25 protein-coding genes are annotated in these 25230 nt (G+C 64.4%); 15 read left to right on the top strand and 10 right to left on the bottom strand.

Annotated features, from left to right (window positions below):
- Window positions 1-379: 379 nt before the first annotated feature.
- Window positions 380-1048: an HAD family hydrolase gene (locus EH209_RS00695; RefSeq protein WP_126661085.1), complete on the top strand. Its 669-nt coding sequence runs from the start codon at window positions 380-382 to the stop codon at window positions 1046-1048.
- A gap of 68 nt (window positions 1049-1116) precedes the next feature.
- Here the strand turns inward: EH209_RS00695 and EH209_RS00690 are convergent, their stop codons facing one another.
- A complete protein-coding gene (locus tag EH209_RS00690; RefSeq protein ID WP_249038720.1) occupies window positions 1117-1476 on the bottom strand; it encodes a hypothetical protein in 360 nt (119 codons plus the stop codon).
- Window positions 1477-1592: 116 nt separating this feature from the next.
- Between EH209_RS00690 and EH209_RS00685 the strand changes: the two genes are divergently transcribed.
- Both EH209_RS00685 and EH209_RS00680 read left to right on the top strand, forming a co-directional pair.
- Window positions 1593-2525, top strand: a complete 933-nt coding sequence (locus tag EH209_RS00685) for a hypothetical protein (RefSeq protein WP_126661084.1) — start codon at window positions 1593-1595, stop codon at window positions 2523-2525.
- Window positions 2526-2598: 73 nt separating this feature from the next.
- Window positions 2599-3555, top strand: coding sequence for a M48 family metallopeptidase (locus EH209_RS00680; protein ID WP_126661083.1), 957 nt, complete (start codon window positions 2599-2601; stop codon window positions 3553-3555).
- Between the two features lie 198 nt (window positions 3556-3753).
- On the opposite strand, the gene EH209_RS00675 is transcribed toward EH209_RS00680, so the two are convergent.
- On the bottom strand, window positions 3754-4020 hold the full coding sequence (locus EH209_RS00675; RefSeq protein WP_126661082.1) for a hypothetical protein: 267 nt from the start codon (window positions 4018-4020) through the stop codon (window positions 3754-3756).
- 264 nt (window positions 4021-4284) lie between these two features.
- Here EH209_RS00675 and EH209_RS00670 point away from each other — a divergent pair, with 264 nt between their 5' ends.
- On the top strand, window positions 4285-4911 hold the full coding sequence (locus tag EH209_RS00670) for a GNAT family N-acetyltransferase (protein WP_126661081.1): 627 nt from the start codon (window positions 4285-4287) through the stop codon (window positions 4909-4911).
- 53 nt (window positions 4912-4964) lie between these two features.
- On the opposite strand, the gene EH209_RS00665 is transcribed toward EH209_RS00670, so the two are convergent.
- A complete protein-coding gene (locus tag EH209_RS00665) occupies window positions 4965-5201 on the bottom strand; it encodes a hypothetical protein (protein ID WP_008895111.1) in 237 nt (78 codons plus the stop codon).
- Window positions 5202-5387: 186 nt separating this feature from the next.
- Between EH209_RS00665 and EH209_RS00660 the strand changes: the two genes are divergently transcribed.
- From EH209_RS00660 to mce, 4 genes are all read left to right on the top strand, one after another.
- Window positions 5388-7073 carry an acyl-CoA mutase large subunit family protein gene (locus EH209_RS00660; protein ID WP_126661080.1) on the top strand — a complete coding sequence of 562 codons (1686 nt, stop codon included), beginning with the start codon at window positions 5388-5390 and terminating at the stop codon, window positions 7071-7073.
- Between the two features lie 176 nt (window positions 7074-7249).
- A complete protein-coding gene (locus EH209_RS00655; protein ID WP_126661079.1) occupies window positions 7250-9514 on the top strand; it encodes a PQQ-dependent sugar dehydrogenase in 2265 nt (754 codons plus the stop codon).
- 149 nt (window positions 9515-9663) lie between these two features.
- On the top strand, window positions 9664-10614 hold the full coding sequence (locus EH209_RS00650; protein WP_126661078.1) for an aldo/keto reductase: 951 nt from the start codon (window positions 9664-9666) through the stop codon (window positions 10612-10614).
- Window positions 10615-11396: 782 nt separating this feature from the next.
- A complete protein-coding gene (gene mce / locus EH209_RS00645; RefSeq protein ID WP_126661077.1) occupies window positions 11397-11780 on the top strand; it encodes a methylmalonyl-CoA epimerase in 384 nt (127 codons plus the stop codon).
- Between the two features lie 59 nt (window positions 11781-11839).
- Here mce and EH209_RS00640 read toward each other — a convergent pair whose 3' ends face one another.
- Both EH209_RS00640 and EH209_RS00635 read right to left on the bottom strand, forming a co-directional pair.
- The gene (locus EH209_RS00640) at window positions 11840-12229 is read right to left on the bottom strand and encodes a hypothetical protein (RefSeq protein ID WP_126661076.1); all 390 of its coding nucleotides are present in this window, start codon (window positions 12227-12229) and stop codon (window positions 11840-11842) included.
- 88 nt (window positions 12230-12317) lie between these two features.
- On the bottom strand, window positions 12318-12992 hold the full coding sequence (locus EH209_RS00635) for an FAD-dependent oxidoreductase (protein WP_126661075.1): 675 nt from the start codon (window positions 12990-12992) through the stop codon (window positions 12318-12320).
- A 301-nt stretch (window positions 12993-13293) separates the two neighbouring features.
- Here EH209_RS00635 and EH209_RS00630 point away from each other — a divergent pair, with 301 nt between their 5' ends.
- The 3 genes from EH209_RS00630 (at window position 13294) to EH209_RS00620 (ending at window position 16611) form a co-directional block, all read left to right on the top strand.
- On the top strand, window positions 13294-15051 hold the full coding sequence (locus EH209_RS00630) for a 2-oxoacid:acceptor oxidoreductase subunit alpha (protein WP_126661074.1): 1758 nt from the start codon (window positions 13294-13296) through the stop codon (window positions 15049-15051).
- Entirely contained in the window at window positions 15051-15914 is an 864-nt protein-coding gene (locus EH209_RS00625) for a 2-oxoacid:ferredoxin oxidoreductase subunit beta (RefSeq protein ID WP_008895120.1), read from the top strand. Before EH209_RS00630 ends, EH209_RS00625 begins: the two co-directional genes overlap by 1 nt.
- A 205-nt stretch (window positions 15915-16119) precedes the next feature.
- Window positions 16120-16611, top strand: coding sequence for an MOSC domain-containing protein (locus EH209_RS00620; protein WP_126661073.1), 492 nt, complete (start codon window positions 16120-16122; stop codon window positions 16609-16611).
- A 110-nt stretch (window positions 16612-16721) separates the two neighbouring features.
- Here EH209_RS00620 and EH209_RS00615 read toward each other — a convergent pair whose 3' ends face one another.
- Window positions 16722-17906 carry a PLP-dependent transferase gene (locus EH209_RS00615; protein WP_126662492.1) on the bottom strand — a complete coding sequence of 395 codons (1185 nt, stop codon included), beginning with the start codon at window positions 17904-17906 and terminating at the stop codon, window positions 16722-16724.
- Between the two features lie 209 nt (window positions 17907-18115).
- On the opposite strand from EH209_RS00615, the gene EH209_RS00610 reads away from it, so the two are divergent.
- Entirely contained in the window at window positions 18116-18436 is a 321-nt protein-coding gene (locus EH209_RS00610; RefSeq protein WP_126661072.1) for an antibiotic biosynthesis monooxygenase family protein, read from the top strand.
- A gap of 269 nt (window positions 18437-18705) precedes the next feature.
- Here the strand turns inward: EH209_RS00610 and EH209_RS00605 are convergent, their stop codons facing one another.
- Window positions 18706-19365, bottom strand: a complete 660-nt coding sequence (locus EH209_RS00605) for a DUF6517 family protein (RefSeq protein ID WP_126661071.1) — start codon at window positions 19363-19365, stop codon at window positions 18706-18708.
- Between the two features lie 145 nt (window positions 19366-19510).
- On the opposite strand from EH209_RS00605, the gene EH209_RS00600 reads away from it, so the two are divergent.
- On the top strand, window positions 19511-20632 hold the full coding sequence (locus tag EH209_RS00600) for a pyridoxal phosphate-dependent aminotransferase (RefSeq protein WP_126661070.1): 1122 nt from the start codon (window positions 19511-19513) through the stop codon (window positions 20630-20632).
- 82 nt (window positions 20633-20714) lie between these two features.
- Entirely contained in the window at window positions 20715-21044 is a 330-nt protein-coding gene (locus EH209_RS00595) for a YbjQ family protein (protein WP_126661069.1), read from the top strand.
- Between the two features lie 781 nt (window positions 21045-21825).
- On the opposite strand, the gene EH209_RS00585 is transcribed toward EH209_RS00595, so the two are convergent.
- A complete protein-coding gene (locus EH209_RS00585; protein WP_126661068.1) occupies window positions 21826-22389 on the bottom strand; it encodes a type 1 glutamine amidotransferase domain-containing protein in 564 nt (187 codons plus the stop codon).
- A 134-nt stretch (window positions 22390-22523) separates the two neighbouring features.
- On the opposite strand from EH209_RS00585, the gene EH209_RS00580 reads away from it, so the two are divergent.
- Window positions 22524-23489: an NADPH:quinone reductase gene (locus tag EH209_RS00580; RefSeq protein WP_126661067.1), complete on the top strand. Its 966-nt coding sequence runs from the start codon at window positions 22524-22526 to the stop codon at window positions 23487-23489.
- Between the two features lie 130 nt (window positions 23490-23619).
- Here the strand turns inward: EH209_RS00580 and EH209_RS00575 are convergent, their stop codons facing one another.
- Together EH209_RS00575 and EH209_RS00570 are read right to left on the bottom strand one after the other, a co-directional pair.
- Window positions 23620-24015: a DUF7344 domain-containing protein gene (locus tag EH209_RS00575; RefSeq protein ID WP_126661066.1), complete on the bottom strand. Its 396-nt coding sequence runs from the start codon at window positions 24013-24015 to the stop codon at window positions 23620-23622.
- A 125-nt stretch (window positions 24016-24140) separates the two neighbouring features.
- Window positions 24141-25148: a TIGR04024 family LLM class F420-dependent oxidoreductase gene (locus EH209_RS00570; RefSeq protein WP_126661065.1), complete on the bottom strand. Its 1008-nt coding sequence runs from the start codon at window positions 25146-25148 to the stop codon at window positions 24141-24143.
- Window positions 25149-25230 lie beyond the last annotated feature (82 nt).

Genomic DNA, 25230 nt, shown 5'->3' with positions numbered 1-25230 from the left:
TAGTCGTGGCCGTCTCAGGAAGAGTACAGTCGGGCGATAGCAAGTCCGACGGCCGATGGGCGCACCGTACTCGACGGCGGGCCGCGCACCTTCGTGACGTATTGCAACGGGCGTCCACCGTCGCTCCGGACCCGTTACCGCGCGGCCCGTTTCCGCGATCCCGTCGAGATGTAACGAACGACGAAACCTTTTCACCGGTCAGTCCACCGGGAGCGGGGACGACTCGAGGCTCGCGTCGGAACGGCCCCGCTCACGGATTCGCCGCGTTTTCTCCGCTGTCTCGTCCGGGAGCCCCGCGAGTCGAGGTGCGTGTCGATTTGTCGTGGGTAACTTTCACACATATATCTTTTTGGTCTCGACTGCATAACAGCCTGCAAGAATGCAGTACGACGCCGTTCTGTTCGACTTCGACGGCGTCGTGGTCGAGAATCCCTCGCCACGGCGCATGTACGACGCGCTCGCGCGGACCTACGAGCAGCTCGGCCGCTCCGACCCCGCAGCGGAGACGGTCCAAGAGGTACTGAGCGGCGACTTCGAATCGATCGCCGACCGCTGTCGACAGCTCGAGGTCGACACCGATACCTTCTGTTCGCAGGCGGCCAGCGAAATGATCCGGACCCAGCTCGCGGACGTCGAACGCGGCCTGCGTTCGATGTACGACGACGTCGCCGCCGTGCGATCGCTCGAGGCGCCGCTGGGGGTCGTCAGCGACAACCACCCGACCGTGGTCTCGCGGCTGCTCGACCGCTTCGGCCTTCGATCGCTGTTCGAGACCGTCTACGGCTGTCCGCTCACACCCGACGGCCTCTCTCGGCGCAAGCCCGATCCGACCAACATCGAACGCGCCATGGACTCCCTCGAGGCCGAGTCGGCGCTGTACGTCGGCGATCGACCGGTCGACGTGCAGGCGGCCCACAACGCGGGCATCGACTCGGCGCTAGTCGCCCGCGCGGACGACGAGATGGAGACCGGAACGGCGGAGTCGCCCGACGCCGCTCCCACCTACCGACTGGCCTCGCTCACCCAGTTGCCAGCGGTCCTCGAGTAACCTGACGATCGCCTCGGCCCGATCTCGAGCGGGCGGGTCCGTTCCGAGGTCCTCGTCGCGCGTGTTCTTTACGTTCGGCGTTCCTCGAAGTGCTCCTCGCAGAGGGCGTGATAGCCGCTATCGTCGGAAACGAGATCGTCCGCGGGCGTCTCCTTGAACAGCGCGACGCCGTCTGCCGCGTCCGCGCCGCAATCGACGCAGGTCCCGGGTCCGTGCTGACTGCCGGTGCTCCGGTGGCCGGCGCCCGTGTACTCGTCGCCCGCCGCTCGGAACGCCGCGCAGTCCCGACAGAGTCGCCACCGATTGTCGATGTCGGCGAGTTCGAAGACGTGGTACGCCATCTCGTGCTGGATGAACGGCACCGCCGCGTTACAGAAGAGACAGTCCATGGCCGGCCGTGCGCCGAGGAAGTGGGTACGGTTCCCCACGAACTGTCAGGGAACGACGCGCCGCACGGAGCCGACGCGAGTCGACCGCGAGGACGTTCGGGATCACCGCAGATTCCGGCCATCGCTTTTTGCGCTCGAAGGTGGGAGCGACCGCTATGAACAACGCAGACTGGAACGACCTTCGATCGCAGTGTACGGCCCTCGAGTCCGGCGCGCAGCTCCTGACGCCGCTGTCCGAGCGGCCGTTCCGAATCGAGACCGCCGCCGAGGACCGAATCGTCGTCCGCTTCGCGGACAGCACCGAGGAACGCCCGCTCTGGCGCGAGCAGTTCGGCGTCTTCGACGACCGACTCGAGGGCCAGGGGATCGCCGTCGGCGACCTGCAGCCGGGCGTCGAACCCTACGCGACGGTCCTCACGCTCTCCGACTCGTACACAGTCAAGGACGACACGATCGTCAGCGACGAGGACGCGACGGGCGGCGAGAGCCCGTTTCTCGTCTCGGCGGCCGACGCGCGAACGCCGCCGGAGCGGCTCCACGACGACGCCCTGCTGTTGGCCCACCTCGTCGAACACTTAGACGTCGACGACCACGGCGCCCTCGAGTCGCTCGATACCGATTCCCTGACGGACTACTACGTCCTCGCCTCGGACGTCCAGCGCGGGGCCGACGGGGTCCGCGCGACGGCCCGGGACGAACTGCTCGATCGGCTCGGCCCCGAGCAGGAACTGCACGGCCGCTTCGGGACCGTCCGGCGGACGACCCGCACGCGCCGGCGTCCGAAGGACGACGAGACCGTTCTCGCCGCGCTCGACGAGCGCGGGATCCCCCGCGAGTGGGTCCTCGGCGTCGACCCAGACAAACTCGACGTCGTGCTGTCGGTGACCGACCTCGAGGAAGACGCGGTGTTCGACGCCGAAGAGGACGTCTACGTCCAGAAAATCGGCGTCGATGAGGACGAGAAATACTCGCGGCTGCAGGGGCTTGCTAACCGCATCGACGAACTCGCGGACGCCGAGGGCGAGGCGCTCACCGACGACCTTGAGGAGATCGAGGAGCGTCTCGAGGAGGCGCTGACGGCGGGGTAGTCGCCCGGTCCGACGGTCAGGGCCGCAGAATCCGATACCCGTTTCCGAGAGCCGACCCTACCGGTCGGTAGCCATGCGTTCCCGCTCGACGGGCACCCGCTTCCTGATGGTCGCCGTCGGCTGCCTGCTCCTCCTAACGTATCTCGGGGTCGCCGGGATCGGCTACCTGGCGCTCGCTACCCTCTGGCGGGCGGCCCCCGGCCCCGCGACGACCGCGCTCGTCGTCGTCGGTACCGGACTGCTGGTCGGCTACCTGAGCTACCGATTCGGCACGTTGGCGGTTCTCTCGCGGCTCGAGGCCGTCGAACTCCCGCGGTCGCGGGCCCCGAAGCTCTACTACCGTCTCGACCGCCTCGAGGAACGGATGGGCGTCGGCGCGCCGACGATCTACGTCGCTCAACTCCCGGCGCCCAACGCGTTCGCCATCGGCTCGGCGCGCAGCGGCGCGATCGTCCTCGACCGGTCGCTGCTTCGGTTCCTGACCGTCGACGAACTCGAGGGGCTGCTCGCCCACGAACTCGCCCACCTCGAGGGGTACGACGCGTTCGTCCAGACGCTGGCGCTGAGCGTGTTCCAGACGGTCGCCGGACTCCTCTTCTTGCTTGTCTCGCCGCTCCTGCTGGCGACCGTCGGCGCCGCGCGAGCGATCGCGTGGATGCGCGGCCGCCCCGGTGCGTGGCCGCATACGATCTTCGGTCGCCTCCTCCGGCGCCTCGAGCGCGGCGTCCAGCTGGCGTTCCTGCTGGTGACCCTCGCCGTCCGCGCCCACTCGCGTCGGCGGGAGTACGCCGCCGACGACCGCGCGGCCGCGGTCACCGGGAACCCGCTCGCGCTCGCCCGCGCGCTCCGGAAGATCCAGCGCGTGGCCGATCCGCGCCGCGGGCTGCTCTCGCCGCTGTACGTGCACACCGAGGACGACGACTGGACGCGACTCTTCTCGACGCACCCCGACACGAGCGAGCGGGTCGAACGGTTGGTCGAACGGGCGCGGACCGGCTCGGCGAACGGCCGGTCGAAACGGGTTCAGTGACCGCCTCGAGACGGTCCGGACTAGCGAGAACGATATCGTAACAGGGTTGTTGGAGACGTAGAACCGACGAGCGGTAGCGACGATCGTCTCGAGCCGTTCGAGAACGCGTTTCGGGCGACGAGTGACTATCGGCAAACGAGAGCGGCCGGCGAGATGACTCGGGGAAGGGTCCCGGCAGAATCGGACGGGACAGCCCGTTCACACACCGGTCCAGCTGCACTCGACGCACCTGAGAGCGCCGCCGTCGTCGACCGTCGTTCCCGAACAGGTCGGACAGGAACTCACGCGCGTGCCGCCGTCGGTGACCGCGCGCTCGCGCGTCTGCCTGCGCTCGAGTTCGGCAGGCAGCGTCGGGTGGTAACTCGCACAGACGTGTTCGGTTCGCCGATGGGTCATGGTCTCGGTTCGGGTTCGGTGCTCGAAGAGACGCGATACCTCGTCACCGCAGCGTTCGCATTCGACCATTGTGTGCTAATAACTACCACAGCCAAGGATAAGTATTTCCCACTTGTAGACATACTTGTCTATTCTTAGCTAGTATAGCGCTGCCCCCCGGATACATGAGTTAAGGGCGCAGTATATGGCGGTAGAATTGTTCGAACGTTCATCCAGGTAGCTGCAGCAAGGGAGTCGATCGATGACGACGGCTCCCCGTTGCGCTACGGGAGGCCGAATCGAGCGTCCGCGAACCCGCAAATGCTTTTGGCTGCACGGGTCGTACCTCGAATCATGTACGTGCGGGACGCGAAAAACAGGGAAGAGGTCTGGTTGCTCGATCACATCGAGGCGATGGGGCTCGACGAGACGGCGTTCCGCTCGCGCGACTACGTCGTCGCGGTGGACGAAGCCTCCGGCGAGAAGGCCGGCTTCGGGCGGATCCGGATCCACAAAACCGACGGCACTGCGTCGGCTAACGCCGACTCCGATCGCGCTGGCGGGCGCGCGGACGACGTCTGCGAACTGACCAGTATCGGCGTGCCCGAGGGCTGGCGCGAACAGGGCGTCGGCGCCCACGTCGTCGAACGGCTCGTCGAGTACGCCGGCGACGAAGGGTTCGACACCGTCTACGCGCTGACCGGCGAGGGTGCCTACCTCGCCCAGTTCGGCTTCGAGCGCGTCGAGGAGTCGGAACTGCCGGCGGTGCTCCGGGACCGACTCGAGGACAAGCGCGACGGCGTCGATCCGGACGCCGTGCCGCTCACGATCGACGTCGACCGGTTCCGAATGCCCGACCGCCTCCGCGAGGCGTTCAAACGCGCTCCCGAGGGCCGCGAGGACGTGTCGAACGACGAATCGGCCGAGGACTTCGGAATCGACACCGAGTCGGCGACGTACAAGTACGATACGGGTCGATAACGCGTCGGAAACGTCCCGGTCGCGCTCGGTCCCGCCGAGGATCGAGCGACGGCTCAGTTACGCCGATCGTGTACCTGCTGTGGCTGCCTGTCGAACCCGTGAGCGAACGCGACCCACGCAATCGCGGAGACGGCGAGGATCGGCGGCAGGATCGCGAACCCCCACAGCGGATCCAGCCCCCAGCCGAGTAACAGGACGAGGTTCGCCACCCCGATCGCGAGAAACGGGGCGACGTACAGCGCCGCCCGACGGCGGTTTCGGTCGTCGTCGGTCGGTACCGGCGGCTCCATACCGGCCCTACCACGGCATCGCTGAAAAGCGGTCGTGCCGCGCCGAGTGACGGTCACGAAATCGGAGGTGTACGAGGCGACGGCGGCGCCGCTCGAGACGATTCCGCTGGCCCACTGTCACGACTCGAGACGATACTGGCCGCCTTCATGAACCTTCAAGCCCCAGCCCGTCAATCAGTAACGATAATGTTCGACCAGGACGATCTCGAGGAGATCCGTGCCAGCAAGGAGGAGTGGCACGAGGAGGAGGTCGCGCCCGTCCTCGAGCGCTTCGGCGAGCGCAAGGACACGTTCACCACCGATACCGGGGGCCAGGGGGTCGATCGGCTCTACACGCCCGACGACGTCGCCGACCTCGACTATCAGGAGGATCTGGGGAACCCCGGCGAGCCGCCGTACACGCGCGGGGTCTACTCGACGGGCTATCGCGGGCGGCTGTGGACGATGCGCCAGTACGCCGGCTTCTCGACGCCCGAAGACACCAACGAGCGCTACCACTACCTGCTTGACGAGGGGCAGACGGGGCTCTCGATGGCCTTCGACCTGCCGACCCAGATGGGCTACGACTCCGACGACCCGATGGCCGCCGGCGAGGTCGGCAAGGCGGGCGTCGCCATCGACTCGCTCGCGGACATGGAGACCGTCTTCGACGGCATCCCGTTAGACGAGGTCTCGACGTCGATGACGATCAACGCGCCCGCGTCGGTGCTGCTGGCGATGTACATCGCGGTCGGCGACCAGCAGGGCGTCGACCGCTCGGAGCTTCGGGGGACGATCCAGAACGACCTCCTGAAGGAGTACATCGCGCGCAACACCTACATCTACCCGCCCGAGCCGTCGATGCGGATCATCACGGACATCTTCGAATTCTGCGCCGACGAGACGCCGAAGTTCAACACGATCTCGATCTCGGGCTATCACATCCGCGAGGCGGGCTCGACGGCCGCACAGGAACTGGCCTTCACGCTTGGCGACGGCATCGAGTACGTCGAGACGGCCATCGAGGCCGGCCTCGACGTCGACGACTTCGCCCCGCAGCTTTCCTTCTTCTTCAACGGCCACAACAACATCTTCGAGGAGGTCGCCAAGTTCCGCGCCGCGAGGCGGATGTGGCACGACATCGTCGAGGAGCGGTTCGATCCGGACGATCCCAAGTCCAAGCAGCTGAAGTTCCACACCCAGACCGCGGGCTCGATGCTGACCGCCCAGCAGATCGAGAACAACGTCGTCCGCGTCGCCTACCAGGCGCTGGCCGCGGTGCTCGGCGGCACCCAGAGCCTCCACACCAACGGCAAGGACGAGGCGCTCGCGCTGCCGACCGAGGAATCGGTTCGGACTGCCCTGCGCACCCAGCAGATCCTCGCTCACGAGTCCGGCGCCGCCGACACCATCGACCCGCTGGCGGGCAGCTACTACGTCGAGTCGCTGACCGACGAGGTCGAGGAGGATGCCTACGAGATTCTCGAGGAGGTCGAGGAGCGCGGCGGGATGCTCGATGCCGTCGAGCAGCAGTGGGTCCAGCGCCAGATCCAGGACACGGCCTTCGACCGGCAGAAGGAGATCGAGGAGAAAGAGCGGGTCATCGTCGGCGTCAACGAGTTCCAGACCGAGGACGAAGAGCCCGAGATGGACGTCGAGGAAGTCACTCAGGAAGACCAGCAGCGCCAGATCGACGGCCTCGAGACGGTCCGCGGGGAGCGCGACGACGAGGTCGTCGACGCGAAACTCGAGGCGCTGCGCGAGGCCGCACAGGGCGACGCGAATCTCATGCCCTACATCATCGAGGCCGTGAAGGTGTACGCGACGGTTGGTGAGATCTGTAACGTCATGCGCGACGAGTTCGGCGAGTACCAGCCCGGCGGCGCGGTTTGACGAACTAAACCCGCGAGTTGATTCGAGTAACGCTACCGATGTGTCTCGAGTAATACTCGTTTACAGACGCTGCCGTCGGGCGGTTCGGAGACAACACTCCGTTGAGCGGGGAACTCGGGGGAACGGTCGGCTCTGTTTATCCGAATATCGGCCGACGGCGGTGCCGTGAGTCACCCATGAGCGAGCGATCCGATGAGCGGCCGAATTCGGTACCCGAATCAGCGACCGACTATACCGCGACGTCCCGCCGGCGCCTGTTGCAGGCCGCCGCGGCCGCCGGCGGCGTCGTCGCGCTAGGCGATCTCGCGGCCGCCCAAGAGACCGAGACGATCGAACTGGGCGGCCAAGTCAGCGGCTGGCAGGGCGTCTCGCCTGAGGCGATCGCCGGCGAGACGAACCCGACACTGGAACTCGAGGCGGGGACTACCTACGAACTCACGTGGGAGAACCTCGACGGGCAGCCCCACAACTTCGTCATCGAGAGCGGCGAGGGCGACGAACTCGAGCGGACGGAACTCATGATGGAGCAGGGCGAGACGCAGACGCTCGAGTTCGAGGCGACCGAGGAGATGGCCGAGTACTACTGCGAGCCCCATTCGGCGACGATGCGCGGGGAGATTTCGGTCGGCGGCGGTGGTGCGGGCGGGGCGGAGCAGGACGAAGCGACTGACGAGGAGGCCGCAGCATTCTTCGATCCCGGCGCGGAGATCGGCGTGCGAACGGTCGCAGAAGGGATGACGGCGCCGACGGACATGGCGGTCGCCGACGAGGAGCAGGAGCGATACTTCGTCGCCGACCAGACAGGCGAGCTCTGGGTCGTTACGGGAGACGGCCTGCAGGACGAGCCGTTCCTCGACGTCAGCGACCGGTTGGTCGAACTCGGCACGTTCGAGGGCGACTACGCCGATCCGAATCAGGACTACGACGAGCGGGGACTGCTCGGCGTCGAGTTCCATCCCGAGTTCGCGGAAAACGGCCGCTTCTTCGTCCACTACAGCGCGCCGCCGAACGACGAGACGCCGGACGGCTGGAGCCACGTCGAGGTCGTCTCCGAGTTCCGGACGACCGAGGACATGAGCGCGGGCGACCCCGACTCGGAACGGGTTCTGATGGAGTTCCAGAAGCCCCAGTACAACCACGACGCCGGTCCGATGGCGTTCGGCCCCGACGGCTACCTGTACGTCCCGATGGGCGACGGCGGCGGGGCCAACGATGACATGGAGGGTCACGTCGAGGACTGGTACGACGACAACGCGGGCGGGAACGGCCAGGACGTCAGCGAGAACCTCCTCGGAAGCGTTCTCCGCGTCGACGTCGATCAGGAGGGCGAGGATCGACCGTACGGCATCCCGGAGGATAACCCGCTCGTCGATTCCGACGAGGGGCTCGACGAACACTACGCGTGGGGATTCCGGAACCCCTTCGGCATCTCATTCGACAGCGACGGACGGCTGTTCGTTTCCGACGCCGGTCAGGACCTCTTCGAGGAAGCGAATCTCGTCGAGGCAGGCGGCAACTACGGCTGGAACGTCAAGGAGGGAACCCACTGCTTCAGCACGGAGAGCCCCAGCCAGCCGCCGGAGGACTGCCCCGACTCGGCGTCCGACGAACCGCCGTACGACGGACAGGAACTGCAGGACCCGATCGTCGAGTATCCCCACGTCTACCAGGAGCAAGTGGTCGGCATCACGATTATCGGCGGCCACGTCTACGAGGCCGGAGATATCGACGACCTCGACGGGAAGTACGTCTTCGGCGACTGGACGGCTGACCCGGCACGACAGTCCCCGCAGGGGCGAATCCTCGCCGCTTCAGAGCCGAGTGACGGGGCCGGAGGGATGACCGGCGACGGCAGTGGCAACCAGACCGAAGAGATGAGTCCCGACGACCAGGAGATGCCGGAGAACGTGACGTCCGGCGAGGGCGGCATCGAAGAGGGAGGCTTCGAGAACGAGACGAACGCGACTAACGAGACGAACGCGACCAACAAAACGGTCGAGGGCGGCGCAGACGTCGGCGGTAGCGGCCAAGAGCAGGTCGTCCCGCGAGACGAACTCTGGAACATGGAGGAACTCCAGCTCGCCGGCTCCGAAGACGGCTCGTTCCCGTACTTCGTCCGGCAGTTCGGGCAGGACCTCGACGGCAACGTGTACGTGCTCGCCAATCAGATGGGCGTGCCCGAGGGCGACACGGGCACGGTCTTCGAGATCGTCCCGCCGGGAGAAGGCGAGTCGCTGGAACCGCCCGCGGAGGACGAAGCGGTCGAATCCGGGAACCAGGAGGCCAACGGGAACGCGACCGAGGACACGCAGGACGAGGCGATCACCGAGGACGGGAACGTCTCGGACAACGAGAGCGTCGCGGACGAGAACGTCACGTCCGAGGAGAACGCGACCGACAACGAGACGTCCAGTACGAACGTGACCAGCGACGGCGCCTGAGCCCGCCGTCGCCGCGTCGCTTCGGTTCGACGGTTCGGTCCCGCTCAAGTCGACTCGAGCCACCCGTCAGGCCCGTCCCCGAACCAGCGGCGGTCGCGACTCTCTTTGCCGGCCCGGGGTTGATGGCTCCCGGCGTGAAAACCGGAGCCATGCGCGAAACCGTCTCGACAGCGACCGTTACCGCAGGGAACGCCGAGATTCCGGCGCTCGGATTCGGCACCGCCAGAATGACCGGCGACGAGTGCCGGCGGGCCGTCGAGACCGCCCTCGAGGTCGGTTACCGACACATCGACACCGCCCAGATGTACGACAACGAGCGCGCCGTCGGCGAGGCCCTCGCCGCTAGCGGCATCGGCTGTGAGGACGAACGCAGTGAGTCCTCGGAGAAGCGAGCGGGAGCGTCGGGAGCCGAGCAACGCGAGGATCCCGGGAATGCGAGCGGTGAAACCGCGAGCGAGAAGCGACACGTGAGCCGCGAGGACGTCTTCGTCGTCACCAAGGTCCACCCCGACAACGCCGCGCGCGACGACGTCATCGAATCGACCCGCGAGAGCCTCGAGCGACTCGGACTCGAGGCGGTCGATCTCCTCTTGCTCCACGCACCAAGCGACCGCGCGCCCCTTGAGGAAACGCTGGCCGCGATGAACGACCTGCAGACGGAGGGCGCCGTCGATCATATCGGCGTCAGCAACTTCTCGGTGGAGCAACTCGAGTCGGCCCTCGAACTGTCCGAGACGCCGATCGTCGCGAACCAGGTGAAGTACCACCCGTACCACCACCAGGACGACCTGCTCGAGTACTGCGTCGATCACGACGTTTGCCTGACGGCGTATAGCCCGCTCGCGGAGGGGACCGTTCCGGGCGACGACCGACTCGCCGAGATCGGCGAGCCCTCCGACAAGTCGGCGTCGCAGGTCGCGCTGCGCTGGCTCGTCCAGCAGCCCAACGTGGCCGCGATTCCGAAGGCCTCGAGCCGCGAGCACATCGAAGCGAACGCCGACATCTTCGACTTCGAACTCTCGAATGACGAGCTGGCGGCGGTCGCCGACGTCGGCGACGGCCTCTGGGATCAGGTGGCCGCGACGCTCGGGTTGCGTTGAGCTCACCCGGGTTATCGTTCGATACGAGACGGAAAATTCGTGTCACCCTGTCGTATTAGCCCAGGTTCGATTGGGCTGACTGTCTTTCGTGAATCGATGGCACTCGGCATCGAGTGAGCCCGAAGTGGTCGACGAACAGCCGCTATACTCCCCGTTTTCCAGCCAGAGAACGCGAGTTCCGTCGTCGCCAGACAGGAATTCGTCCGACGATCCCCGGTCGTGCGTCAGTTCGAGCCGGTATTGAACGCCCATAGTACAGGAGGCGTTTGAACGGGGCTGACCGGTGGATTCGACGGAGACACGGAATGTAGTTAGGTCCGCTCTGACCGGTGACGTCCGTTCGGTCCGTGCGGAGAGGTTCGCCGTCTCGGTACCCGTTTCGATGAATGAGACCCTCGTATACGACCCGTTGCCGTGTCCGCTTGACGCGTACGTCGCGATATCGTCCTTGCACCCGGTTTCGAGATGTTCGAACGACGATACTGAGAGTTTCGGGGACTCTGACTCACCGTCAGTTGCGGAAAACGGACTCAACGGTCCGATAACGAGTACGAAGAGACTAGCTCCGATACAGCAGAGGAGGACCGTTCGACGGGAGGGGACGGGGACCATATATCCTGACTATTTTCATTCAAATTTGTAAACATATCGATCAAATTATCGGCAGGCATCCGGTTCGGCGCCGTCTGGGTCCCTCGAGCGGTCATTGGTAGTCACGAACCGGAGACGAGGAATTGTCGGCATCCCAGCGCTATTTGTCGCGCGCGGTGAACGAGCCACCGATGCACTTCGATCACGCAGGGATTGCGACCGAGGACGCACGGGACCTCGCGGCGCTGTACGGTGACCTCTTCGGCCTCGAGGTCGCCCACGAGGAGGAGTTCGACGGGCTGCGCGTCGTCTTCCTCGAGTGCGGCGATGGCTACTTCGAACTGCTCGAGCCCCTCGAGGAGGGCACTATCGCGCACTATCTCGAGGACGATGGGGCTGGCATCCATCACCTCGCGCTCGCGACCGAAGATATCGAGGGGGCCCTCGAGACCGCGCGCGAACACGACGTCGCGTTGATCGACGACGAACCGCGACCCGGCGCGTGGGGCCACTCGGTCGCGTTCCTCCACCCCAGGGACACCGGTGGGATTCTGATCGAACTGGTCGAACACTGAGTGCGAAACAGAACGGAACGGGATGGAATGGAACGAGCGGGAACCGACGGGTATCGACGCTACTCGAGTCGGTTCTCGCTCTCGCCCGGTTCGCCGCGGTCGACGTCGATGCGGTGAGGTTCCGGCTGTTCGCTCTCGCCGCCGCCGCTCCCGCCGACCGGAATCTTCGTCCGGAGGTCGCTGGCGAACGACTGAACCTGATCGACCAGCGTCTCGACTTCCTCGGCAAACTCGTCGACGGTGCGCTCGACGTAGTGGACGCGCTGGGCCGGAACCCGGCGGACGATATCCCGCCCCTCGTCGTCCTCGCCGGTCTTGATGATCCAGTGGTCCTGGAAGTAGGCGATATGTTCGTTAGGCACCGACTTCCGGACGGTTTCGTCGGGTTCGTCGTACACGATCGTCGCCTCGCCAATGTCGCGCTCGAGTTCGAGGTCCTCGTCAACCATAGCCGCGCTAACACGCGGGCGCGCGTAGACTCACTGCTTGCGAGCGACCGGTCGCCCTTTTGAGCCACTCATCCGACGCGCTCGGCCCTTAGCCGAAGTTCTCGATCAGCGCCTCGTCGGGATCTCCGCCGGCGTCCTCGATGGTGTCCGCGACGAGCGTCACGAAGTCCTCGAAGCCGAACGCATAGACCCGACCGTCCTCGAGGTGGCTCTCGAGCGCGTCCTCGAGCCCCGCGTCGTCGTCGCCGTCGAGAACGACGACGTCCGCGCCCGCGTCCTCGAGGGCCTCGAGGCGATCGGTGTGGGCCGGCGCGTCGGCCCGATAGATGACGACCGCGTCGTGGCCCGACTCGTGGGCCGCCTCGGCGATAGCGACCGCGGGGCCGACGCCCGGGCCGCCCGCGACGGCGACGACGTCCTCGTCGTCCTCGTAGGTGATCGTCCCGAACGGGCCCTCAACGTGGACGGTCTCGCCGCCCTCGAGGTCGGCCAGCCACGGCGAGAGATCGCCCTCGGGGTCGATCCCGACCGTGATCTCGAAGGTCTCGCCGACCGATGGGGACGAGAGCGTGTAGTGGCGCATGACGACCTCGTCGTCGTCGACCGTCTCGTCTTCGTCGACGTCACGAGGCGCAGCCCGGAGTAGAACGAACTGGCCGGGGCGGGCGTCGAACTCGTCCGGCGTCTCGAGTTCGAGCGCGACGGTGTCGGGGCCTACTTCGCGGATCGATTCGACGGTGACTGGCGTCCCCTCGATTGGCATGTCGACCACGTTTAACGGCCGGTCGAAAAGGCGTTCCGTTCCCCGGCGGGCCGTCGGTAGCGGTCCTCGAAAAGCGCCGGCTCGATCTGCGTCAGGTACTGAGAAATACATCATGATAGATCGGGCACAGCGTCGCTTCCCGGCGATTTCGGCAGTCGGTCTCGTATTCCGATTCTCGTATTAATTCGATACTGAGTAATGAAAACTGTCGCTTAGCCCCGGACATAACGGCGACTGTTGCGGAGGTCCGGCTATGCTTTCAGAAGCCTTTTCATTTACTGGGAGCAAGGGTCGGCATAACATGGCTGAGGACCTCAACTGGGCGGTTGGAGGCGAGGCCGGGGACGGTATCGACTCCACGGGTAAGATCTTCGCTCAGGCACTCGCCCGAGCGGGACGGCACGTATTCACGTCGAAAGACTTCGCGTCGCGTATCCGCGGCGGCTACACAGCCTACAAGATTCGAACCTCCGTCGAGGAGGTCCAGAGCGTTGTCGATCGCCTGGATATCTTGGTCGCGCTCACGCAGCGAACGATCGACGAGAATCTCGACGAACTCCACGACGGGAGCGCCATTATTTACGACGGCGAGCGCTCCTGGGAGGCCGAGATCCCCGACGAGATGACGGCGGTCGACGTCCCGCTGAAGTCGCTGGCCGAGGACGCCGGCGGCGCGATCATGCGCAACATCGTCGCGCTCGGCGCCGCGTGTGAGATCACCGACTTCGACGTCGAGTACTTGGACGAAGCCCTCGAGAAGCGCTTCGGCGGCAAGGGCTCGCAGATCGTCGAGAACAACAAGGAGGCCGCGCGCCTCGGACAGGAGTACGTCGCGGAGAACTACGACCTCGATCATCTCGGCTATAGCGTCGAGACCACGGACAACGACTACGTCCTGCTCAACGGCAACGAGGCCATCGGCATGGGTGCGATCGCCGCCGGCTGCCGGTTCTACGCCGGCTACCCGATCACGCCCGCGACCTCGATCATGGAGTACCTGACGGGCCGGATCGAGGACTACGGCGGCCACGTCGTTCAGGCCGAGGACGAGCTGTCGGCGATCAACATGGCGCTCGGCGGCGCGCGAGCGGGCGCTCGAGCCATGACCGCGACGTCCGGCGCCGGGATCGACCTGATGACCGAGACGTTCGGTCTGGTCGCGACCAGCGAGACGCCGCTGGTCATCGCCGACGTCCAGCGTTCGGGCCCCTCGACGGGGATGCCGACGAAGCAGGAACAGGGCGACCTCAACATGGCGCTGTACGGCGGCCACGGCGAGGTGCCGCGGTTCGTCATCACGCCGACGTCGATCACCGAGTGCTTCTGGAAGACCGTCGAGGCGTTCAACCTCGCCGAGAAGTACCAGACGCCGGTGTTCCTGGTCTCGGACCTGGCGATGTCCGTCACCGAGCAGACGTTCCCGCCGGAAGCCTTCGACATGGACGACGTCGAGATCGACCGCGGCAAGCTCGTTGACGACGACGAGGAGGTCGACGAGTGGCTCGACGCGCAGGGTCACTTCCGCGCCCACGCCGTCACCGACGACGGCGTCAGCCCGCGCGCGATCCCCGGCACGGCCGACGGCGCTCACATGTCTACCGGCCTCGAGCACGATGAACTCGGTCGCCGGACCGAGGATCAGGACGAACGCGTCCAGCAGGTCGACAAGCGCTACCGAAAGGTCGAGACCGCCCAGGAGCAAGAGGACTGGGACTACCGCGAGTTCGGTGACGAAGACGCCGACAATCTCATCATCTCGTGGGGCTCGAACGAGGGCGCGCTCGTCGAAGCGCTCGAATACCTCGAGGAGGACGGCATCGACGTCCGCGTAATCTCGGTGCCCTACATCTTCCCGCGGCCCGACCTCTCGGAGGAGATCGAGGCCGCCGACGACGTGATCGTCGTCGAGTGTAACGCGACCGGCCAGTTCGCCGACCTGATCGAACACGACGTACTTACCCGCGTCAAGCGCATCAACAAGTACACCGGCGTCCGCTTCAAGGCGGACGAACTCGCCGAACAGATCACCGAGCAACTCTCCGCGGAGGTGCCTGCATAATGAGCTCAGACGTACGATTCACCGACTTCAAATCCGACAAGCAGCCGACCTGGTGTCCCGGATGCGGCGACTTCGGGACGATGAACGGCATGATGAAAGCCCTCGCCGAAACCGGCAACGACCCCGACAACACGTTCGTGGTCGCCGGGATCGGCTGTTCCGGCAAGATCGGGACGTACATGCACAGCTACGCCCTCCACGGGGTCCACGGCCGTGCGCTTCCGGTCGGCACCGGCGTCAAGATGGCCCGTCCGGACATCGAAGTGATGGTCGCCGGCGGGGACGGTGACGGCTACTCGATCGGCGCCGGCCACTTCGTCCACGCCGTCCGCCGGAACGTCGACATGTCCTACGTCGTCATGGACAACCGCATCTACGGCCTGACGAAGGGGCAGGCCTCGCCGACCTCGCGGTCCGACTTCGAGACGTCGACGACCCCCGAAGGCCCCAAGCAGCCGCCGGTCAATCCGCTGGCCCTGGCGCTGGCCTCGGGCGCCTCGTTCATCGCCCAGTCGTTCGCCTCCGACGCCCTGCGCCACCAGGAGATCATCCAGGAAGCGATCGAACACGACGGCTTCGGCTTCGTCAACGTCTTCAGCCCCTGCGTCACGTTCAACGACGTCGACACCTACGACTACTTCCGCGACAACCTCGTCGACCTCCAGGACGAAGGTCACGACCCGAACGACTACGAGGCCGCCAAGGAAGTTATCCTCGACAGCGACAAGGAGTACCAGGGCGTCATGTACCAGGACGAGAACTCCGTCCCGTACCACGAGAAACACGGCGTCACCGAGGACATGTCCGAGATCCCCGACGGCGCGCCCGACGACGCGATGGACCTCGTCCGCGAGTTCTACTAACGGCCGACGAATTTTCGTCTTTTTCGCGCGCTACCGAAGTAGCGACGGTACTATCAGTAGATAGTAGCGCGGTTTCTTTATTCAAAATCCCATCTGAAACTGAGTTGGACGATTCGCTAAGTACAGATGCGGGTATATCGCTGAGTTACTTGTCAACAACACCCGTGTATGAGTGTTTATACTGTGCTAAACGCATATCGCACATATGACCGGGAGTGGAACTGTCGAACGGATTTTCATCGCACCTGAAGCCGAAGCAGAGATGGAAGAGCAGACCGACGTTGAAGCAGTTGCCGGAAAGGGACTCCGGGGTGATCGCTACTTTAGCGAGATAGAGACGGGAACCTTCGTCGAGTGGGAGCCAGATGAGGAACGCCACGATGGGTACGACCTCACGCTGATCGAGCAAGAGGCTGTAACAGCAATTGAACGTGAAGCGGGAATCGACCTCGCACCGGGAGAACACCGACGAAACATCGAAACCCGTGATGTCGCACTCAATCATCTCGTTGGACAACGATTCCGAGTTGGTGATGCCATCTGTCAAGGGGATAGACTGTGTGAACCCTGTAATCATCTTCAGCGCATCACTCAGGACGGCGTATTGCAGGCACTTATCCACAGAGGTGGACTCCGAGTAGACATTCTCGAAGATGGGATGATTCGTGCAGGAGACGTAATCGAACCGCTCGAATAATCCGAACTCTCTCGTTTATAAACAGTCCGTATTCCTGCTTGCGGCTGCCACATCTGATGGCCAATCGACCCGCTTGCGGATCGGGACGTCGGGAGGAGAGGGGGATGTGCCTACGGTAGCGCCTTCCGAAGGTCCTCGCAGAGGTCATCGGCGTTTTCGAGGCCAACGGATACCCGGACTAACGTCTCAGGAATCTCCGCTGAATCCTCACTACGGCTGAACTTGTCGGGAATCATTAGTGACGGCACCTCAACAAGGCTCTCGACCCCACCGAGACTAGCTCCCGGCGTGAATACCTCAAGCCCCTCAATGAACGCCTCAAGTTCGATGAGTGTGCCGTCAAACTCGAAGGACAGCATCCCGCTGTACCCCGACATCTGTTCGCTCGCAAGATCGTGTTGCGGGTGGCTCTCAAGACCCGGATAGTGGACACGAGCGACTCGATCATGGCTTTCGAGGAACCGCGCAACTGTCATTGCGTTCTTCTCGTGGTGTTCCATCCGCGCTGGTAGCGTCTTGATACCTCGCGCAACAAGGTAGCAGTCGAACGGCGAAAGCATATTCCCAAGCCCAACCCGCTGTGCGAACGATAATTGCTCGAAAACCCCACTATCGTCAGTGATAACGGCACCACCTATCGAGTCGGAGTGTCCGTTGAGGTACTTGGTGGTGCTGTGAACGACGATGTCGGCACCCAGTTCGAGTGGGGCTTGATAGTACGGACTCGCAAAGGTACTGTCCACACCGAACAGGGAACCGTGGTCATCGGCCATGTCGGCTATCGTTTGGACATCGCACAACCTAATCAAGGGATTCGACGGTGTTTCTGCCCAGATCAGGTCAGTGTCCGCATTGACTGCATCGGCGACGTTATCGGGGTCACGGGCGTCAACGAAGTCGATGTTAACGTCGAGATGTCCGGCCATGTGTTCCGTGAGCAGTTTTTCGGTTCCGCTATAGATGGAGTCCGAGGAGACGACGTGACCTCCCGGGGGGACTAGCGACAGCATCGTCGTCGATGTGGCGGCCATTCCGGAGGCGAACGCCAGCGCATGTTCACCGCCTTCAAGGCGAGCTAACTGCTCTTCGAGGGCTGCCCGCGTCGGATTGCTCTCGCGCGAATAGTCGTGTTCATTGGCATCCTTTCCGCTTGCCCACTCGAACGTACTCGAGAGGTGGATCGGCGGGACGACGTCGTTCGTTCCATCCCTGTGAGGATGTGTTTCAGTTTCAGCTGCGCCGACTGCAATGGTTGCGAACCGATTCCTGTCGGACTGGCTATTGTGTCGTATCATCGAGTACTCACCATGGTGGTCCATTCGGACCTAATTTAGAGGGGTATTCATAGAATGTTCTCAATTGTAAGGGAAAGGCGTGAAGTTCCCGGCGAGGGTGGCCAGAAACCCAACCCCGATTTAGGCGTGGGTCGACGAGTCGTTGGTTGCTAACCGTTGTTTGTTTCGAGGGAAAGAATCTTGTTCGCCTAGATAGATGAAGAGCCCGGATGTATTTGGTAACGTTCCGCCTCGCTCCCGGGGAGTACGATGCGGAGTTTCATGAGTTGAACGACGCGATACAAGCGGCTGCCGAGGACACAGAGGGATATCTGGGTAAGCAGACGTGGCATGCACCGGATAATGAGGAGGTTCTTGTTGTCTACTACTGGGAGTCGTTGGACGCAATCGAGTCATTTGGAGCGGATGCGGACCACAAACACGCGAAACAACGGTGGACGGAGTGGTATGATGCGTATGAGGTCACCGTCACGGAAGTCGTTGAGACATATGGGAGTGGATTCGGTGACGATGCGAGCCCACTCGTGTAGGAGACCACCGACTGATTTGATTAATGAAGTCCGCAAGCGGATAACGAGTGCCTCCCTGCATCGATCAATTCAGTTGCCCTGATCGGAATCTCCTGTTCCTGCAAGATACATGCCCTGTACTGAACGTGAATTTCACTCCTCTATCTGAATAAAGAAATCGTATTACCAACTACTGCTATGTTGAATGGTGACGGATACAGAACGAGCGGTTGAAGAGTGCCGATCTCCCGTTCGACTCGACGACTTGAGCCCGCCGAGCTGGCGCTCGATCAGACGGGGTGTTCGACGGACTCCATCAGCTCCTCGACGGTCGCCGACTCCGCGGCGAGCGCGGCGGGATAGCTGCCGACCAGCACCAGTCGGTCGCCCTCGTGTGCGAACGACGTCACCGCGACGTCGACGTCGATTTCGTCGCCCTCGAACGTCGTCGTTCCCTCGAACACGTCGACCGACCGTCCGTCGCCGAGGATCTCGAGGCCGAACGACTCCCGGTGCGTGAGATTCTCGATCGAGGCGCCGCTGCGCTCGAATTTGCCGCGGTACTCCGAGAGCAGTTCCTTGTTGCTCAACTCCCCGATCGGATTGAACGACCGGCCCGCGACCGAGACGTCGGGGATCGAAATCGCGGCGAACGCGCAGCCTTCACCCTTGACGCCGCGGTACTCGATCTCCTTCGTGTACGTCGAGGCCCAGACCGTCGCTTCGACGTCGCGCTCGACGCCGACGTCGACGCTCTCCTCGATGGTCTCCTGCTCGACTGCGTTCTCCTCGTAGTCGGCCGCCTCGAGCGCGTCGTCGGTCGGTGCCGCGCGTTCGGCCGCGACCTCGAGCGGGCCGTTTCCGAGCGCGAAATCGAGACAGCCGGCCGCGAGTGCGAGTGCGCCGGTCGCGCCGGACGCGAGAACCGTTCGGCGAAACGTAGTCATCATCCTGACCTTCGTCAGCAACTGTATATTCCTTGTGGCAGGCCGGCTCGGCTGTCAACGCGGCGAAATTAGTGGAACCGGCGGTCCGTTGCTCGGGGGGACGGCGAACACAGCAAGCGTTATCGGGGTCGACCCCACCGGTTTAGGCATGACCGAGTTCGCCAATCGGGTCGAGCAGGTGTCGATCAGCGGGATTCGCGAAGTGTTCGAAGCCGCCAGCGAGGACGCGATTAACCTCGGGCTGGGACAGCCGGACTTCCCGACGCCCGCCCATGCTCGCCGCGGGGCGATCGAAGCGATCGAGTCGGGCCACACGGACGCCTACACCTCGAACAAGGGCACGCGCAGCCTCCGAGAAGCGATCTCGGCGAAGTACGACCGGGACTACAGCCTCGAGATCGATCCCGCGGACGTCATCGCGACCTCGGGCGGCAGCGAGGCGTTGCACCTCGTCCTGCAGGCCCACGTCGATCCGGGCGAGGAGGTCATCTTCCCGGATCCCGGCTTCGTCTCCTACGACGCCCTGACTAACATCGCCGACGGGACACCTAAACCGGTGCCGCTGCGCGAAGATCTCACGCTCGATCCCGCGACCGTCGAGGAGGCCATCACCGACGACACCGCCGTCTTCGTCGTCAACAGCCCCGCGAACCCGACCGGCGCGGTCCAGAGCGAAGAGGACATGCGAGAGTTCGCCCGAATCGCCGACGAACACGACGTACTCTGTCTCTCCGACGAGGTCTACGAACACATCGTCTTCGAGGGCGCACACCACTCGCCGATGGAGTTCGCCGAGACCGACAACGTGGTCGTCGTCAGCGCCTGTTCGAAGACCTACTCGATGACCGGCTGGCGGCTGGGCTGGGTCGCCGCTTCCAACCGCCGCATCGAGCGGATGCTGCGCGTCCACCAGTACGGCCAGGCCTGTGCCTCTGCGCCCGCCCAGTACGCGGCCGAGGCGGCGCTTACGGGCCCGCAGGAGCCGGTCGAGGAGATGGTCGAGACGTTCGAACGGCGGCGCGACCTCGTCGTCGACGGCCTCGAGGACGCCGGCCTCGAGGTGCCGACGCCGGAGGGGGCCTTCTACGCGATGCCGAAGGTGCCCGAGGGCTGGTGTGACGAGGTGTTGGACCGCGGCGTGGTCGTGGTGCCGGGCGACGCCTTCGGCGAACACGGCGAGGGGTACGCCCGACTCTCGTACGCGACGGGCACCGAGGATCTGAAGGAGGCCCTCGAGATCATCGACGAGGCGACGCAGGCGGTGCAGTAAGGATCGCCGCCCCCGTCCCGATTTGCGATACCGGTAACTCGAGTAACACGTTTATATTCCTGTCCGTCCTCTATTAACGTACATGGACGAGATCACCATCACAACGACGGATAGTCTCGAGGGCCGAGAGATCGTCGAGTACCGCGGCATCGTCTCGGGCGAGGCGATCATCGGCGCGAACGTCGTCAGCGACATCGCCGCCGGCATTCGCGATATCGTCGGCGGGCGCAGCGGCTCCTACGAGAAGAAAATCGCGACGGGCCGCGAGGAGGCGACGGCCGACATCCGCGCGGAGGCCGAAGAACTCGGCGCCGACGCCGTCGTCGGCGCGTCATTCGACTACGAGGAGATGGGAGAGGGAATGCTGTGGGTCAATATCTCCGGGACTGCGGTGACGACGCGTCGCGAGTAGGGTAGAGACGCGCCTGTAACGACGACCCTCGTTCGATGGGTGGACGTGCGAACTGACCGGCCACAGGTGAAGCGCGTGCGGAAATCGCATCCAGTCTGAATCAGCGGTTCAACCGTCTATTTCAATTGGACGCCAGCGATCTACCACAATCTCGCTCGTAGTCATTAGCATCGATTGTTTCCCAAAGGGGGATTCCGTTACCGTCCGAACCGATCCAATACGCTATCTGGATAGCGTACGCGCCCAACTCCTCCGCAGATTTGATCGTTACCCAATCTGAACGGGTGTCCATACGCACGTGGACACGGAATTGTCCCGCCTCGTCGGGCCACTCCTGTGGAATCCATTGCTGTTGAATCCGTCCACCTCCTTCACGACTATCGATAGCATACGAATTAGAGAACAGTTCTTCATTCTCGTAATCGACACGCAGATGAACGGTGTGCGGTTTGGTATCTGCATTGATTACTTCGATACAGTTGAGAATCGGGTGGTTGTCGGAAAGACGTGAGGAAGTACATCCTGAAATCGCACCAGTGAGTAGAGGGAGCGGAGTTCTGAGAATAGCGCGACGAGAGAGCAGATACTCAGGTTTTCAACAAGTTTGTATAAACGTTCTGTATGATCGTTGGACTGGCGACACCTGTGCGCCCTGTATGCAGCAGGTCAGTTCTGACGTCTCGTCGAGAGGGCAGTGGCCGCTCCGGTAACGGCTATGAGCGGCTCTGACCCAAAATCACGCTACGACCGCTTGTCGGCGACACAGCCGCCGTTGGCCGCTCTACTCGCCGAACCCCTCGAGGATCGTCTCGCAGAAGGCCTCGAGGTCGTCCGGGTTCCGACTCGTGATCAGGCCGTCGTCGACGACGACCTCCTCGTCGGCCCACTCGCCGCCGGCGTTGCGGACGTCGGTCTGGAGGCTGTGGTAGGACGTTAGTTGCTTGCCGTCGACGACGTCCGCCTCGACGAGCGTCCACGGGCCGTGACAGATGACGGCCGTCGGCTTGCCGGCCTCGACGTGCTGGCGGAGCAGGTCGACGCCCTCGTCGTGGGTCCTGAGGGTGTCCGCTCCGACGGTGCCGCCGGGGACGATCACCGCGTCGTAGTCGTCCGCAGAGACCTCGTCGAAGCTCTTCTCGATCTCGTAGCTCTCGCTCTCTTCTAAGTCGTTATTGACCGTCTGTCCCTCGCCGGTCTTGCTGCCGACGACGTCGACCGTCGCGCCGGCGTCCGTGACGAGGTCCTTCGGTTCGACGAACTCTACCTCCTCGGTGCCTTCCTGTGCGAGGAATACGGCGACCGTTACGTCCTCGAGTTCGCTGCCGTCGACGTCGATATCTACCATGTGTTCGATCAGGGGCGGCGATCGGACAAGCGTTTGACTTGCTGGTGCAGCCGCGGCGATTCGACCACTCCTCGACCGCGCGAGCCGCCGGGAACTGTAGTCTTATACGCCTCTGCGGGCATGATACCAACGAGATGCGCGCTGTACGCCTTCACGACCACGGCGACGCGGACGTACTGCAGGTAGATGACGTCGACCGACCCGAGCCCGGCGAGGACGAACTGCTCCTCGAGGTGGCCGCCGCGGGGATCAACCCCGTCGACACCTACTTCCGGGACGGCTCGTACGAACCGGTCGGCGTACCCTTCACGCCGGGCGTCGACTTCGCCGGCGTCGTCGCCGAGACCGGCGCGGGCGTCGACGGCTTCTCGGCGGGCGACCGCGTCTTCGGGACCGGCATCGGCAACGGCGGCTTCCAGGGCGCCTACGCCGAGTACGCGACCGTCCCGACGGACCGGGTCGTCCACCTGCCGGACGACGCGGACCTGTCCGAGGCCGGCGCAGCGGGCGTCGCCGCCGTCACCGCCTGGCGCGCACTGGTCGACCACGCCGCGCTCGACCCCGCCGAGTACTGTCTGGTCCACGGCGGCTCCGGCGGCGTCGGCCACGCCGCGGTCCAGATCGCCGACGCGGTCAGCGCCCGGGCCATCACCACCGCTTCGGAGGAGTATCACGGGACCCTCGAGGACCTCGGCGCCGAAACGGTCCTCGACTACGGACGCGACGACCTCGCGGACGCCGTCCTCGAGGCCAGCGACGGGGGCGTCGACGCCGTGCTGGACCACCGGCTGGACGACTACCTCCAGTTCGACGCGGACGTCGCCGCGACCGGCTGTCGCGTCGTCGGAATCGGCGAGAACAGCCCCGACCCGGGCTTTTCGAATGACGGGGCCGCCCGCTCGAAGGACGTCAGCTACCAGTTCATGAGCATGTTCAACACGCCGGACCTGCGCGTCCCGCTGCGCGGCGTCGCCCACCTCATGGCGACCGACGAGCTGTCGATCGAACTCGCGCGGACGTACGACCTCGAGGAGGCCGCACAGGCCCAACGCGACGTGATGAACGATAGCTTCCTCGGGAAGTTGGTCCTCGAGCCGTAACGCGACCACGTTCGAGGGTTCGACAGGCGATTACGTGACGACGCGATAGCGACCTCCGCTGTGCTGTCCAGTTCGCTATCTACTACAGAATAATAGTTCGCTGCTCGCTCGAGAAACTCGCCGAAATCCGTTATCGGAGCGGTCCGCAGACGGCCTCCTGCCGGTCCAGCAGCGTGCGACCGCGCTCGCGGAGGGTGAGCGTCTCCGTCTCCGAATCGTAGTCGATCGCGCCCGCGGCGGCCAACTTCGGGACGTGAAGGTGGTGCAGCGAGATGCGAACCTCCCGTACGTCCCGCGAGGAGACGCCGGCGAGGTCCGAAATCGCTCCCGGGTCGGGGGTCCGCGCCTCGGTCGCGATCGCTTCCGCGATCTCGGACAGCGTCGCGGTGCCGTCGGCGCGCTCAAGGGAGCGCAACAGGGTCCGTCGCCGCTGATCGGCCAACAGACCCATCACCGTATCGACGTCCTCGCCGCTGAAATCGTCGACATCGGGGCTCGCGGACGGAGAATTGCTGGACGGAATCATACCCCCTATAGACGTCGCACGGTATTTAACCGATTTGTGAGTGCGATCGAAACACCAGGCCGGTATCGGCCGAAATAGCTGCCGTAGCGCCCGGTATCGTTGATTTGCGCTTGAGACCGAACGCGTCAAACGAGATCGGCGACCGCTTCCATCGTCGTCTCCTTTTCGGCCTCGGTCATCTCGTTGACGAAGCCGATCCGAACCGCGTCGACGTCCTCAATGGCCGCGTACTCGTCGACCCACTCCCGGACCTCCTCGGGCGTCCCCGCAGGGGCGAGGTCGTCAAGCACCGCGTCAGGGAGGGCCGCGGCCATCGCGTCCGTGTCTCGCTCGTCCCAGGCGTCTCGAATGTCCGCGACGACGTCGGCGTACCCTTGCTCGGCGACCGAATCGCCGTAGTAGGGACCGTAGGCGCCGAGCAGGAACGCGATCGTCGATCGCGCCTTCGCCCGCGCGGTTTCGCGGTCCTCGCTGGCGATCCCGCGGACGATGGGAGCCACGCGCAGGTCGTCGAGGCTCTTGTCCGCGAGGTCAGCCCCTCGCTCGAGATCCGCCAGCCGGTCCTCAAGGCCTGCTTTCGTAAAGAGTTGGGGCGCCCAACCGTCGCTGAAGCGGCCGGCCATCTCGGTGGCCGTCGGACCGAGCGTCCCGAGGTCGATCGGCGGCGGGTTCTCGGGCACCTCGCGCTCGTAACCGAGCCCGGCGATGTCGAAGATTTCGCCCTCGTAGGCGGGATTGCCGTCGTCGTAGACCGACCGAATCACCTCGATGGCCTCGCGCGTGCGCCGGAGCGGCCGGTCGAACTCGAGGCCGTGCCAGCGTTCGGTGATCGCGGGCGAACTCGGGCCGAGGCCGAGGCGGAATCGGCCGTCGGAGGCGTCGTGCATCGTCAGCGCCGTCTGGGCGAGCAGCGCCGGCGAGCGCCCGTACGGCGAGATGACGTCGTTGGAGATGCCCAGTTCCTCAGTACGGTCGGCGGCCAGCGTCAGCGGCGGGACGATGTTCCAGCCGGTCGTCTCGCCGACCGTGATGCGGTCGAAGCCCAACTCCTCGGCCTGCACGGCGCGGTCGGCGACGTCCTGCGGCCGCTCGTAGTCGTTGAGCCGCACCAGCAGGTCCAATTCGGCGTTCACGGGTCCGCCCTCCACAGCGGTCGAATCGGTCGGCTGACTGTCATCGTCCGCTACCGCGACAGCCAGTCACATAAAATTGTGA

Source organism: Haloterrigena salifodinae (genome assembly GCF_003977755.1).
GTDB classification, from domain to species: Archaea; Halobacteriota; Halobacteria; order Halobacteriales; family Natrialbaceae; genus Haloterrigena; species Haloterrigena salifodinae.
Note: the sequence above shows the minus strand (reverse complement) of the source record. Positions and strands in the feature narration are given on the sequence as shown.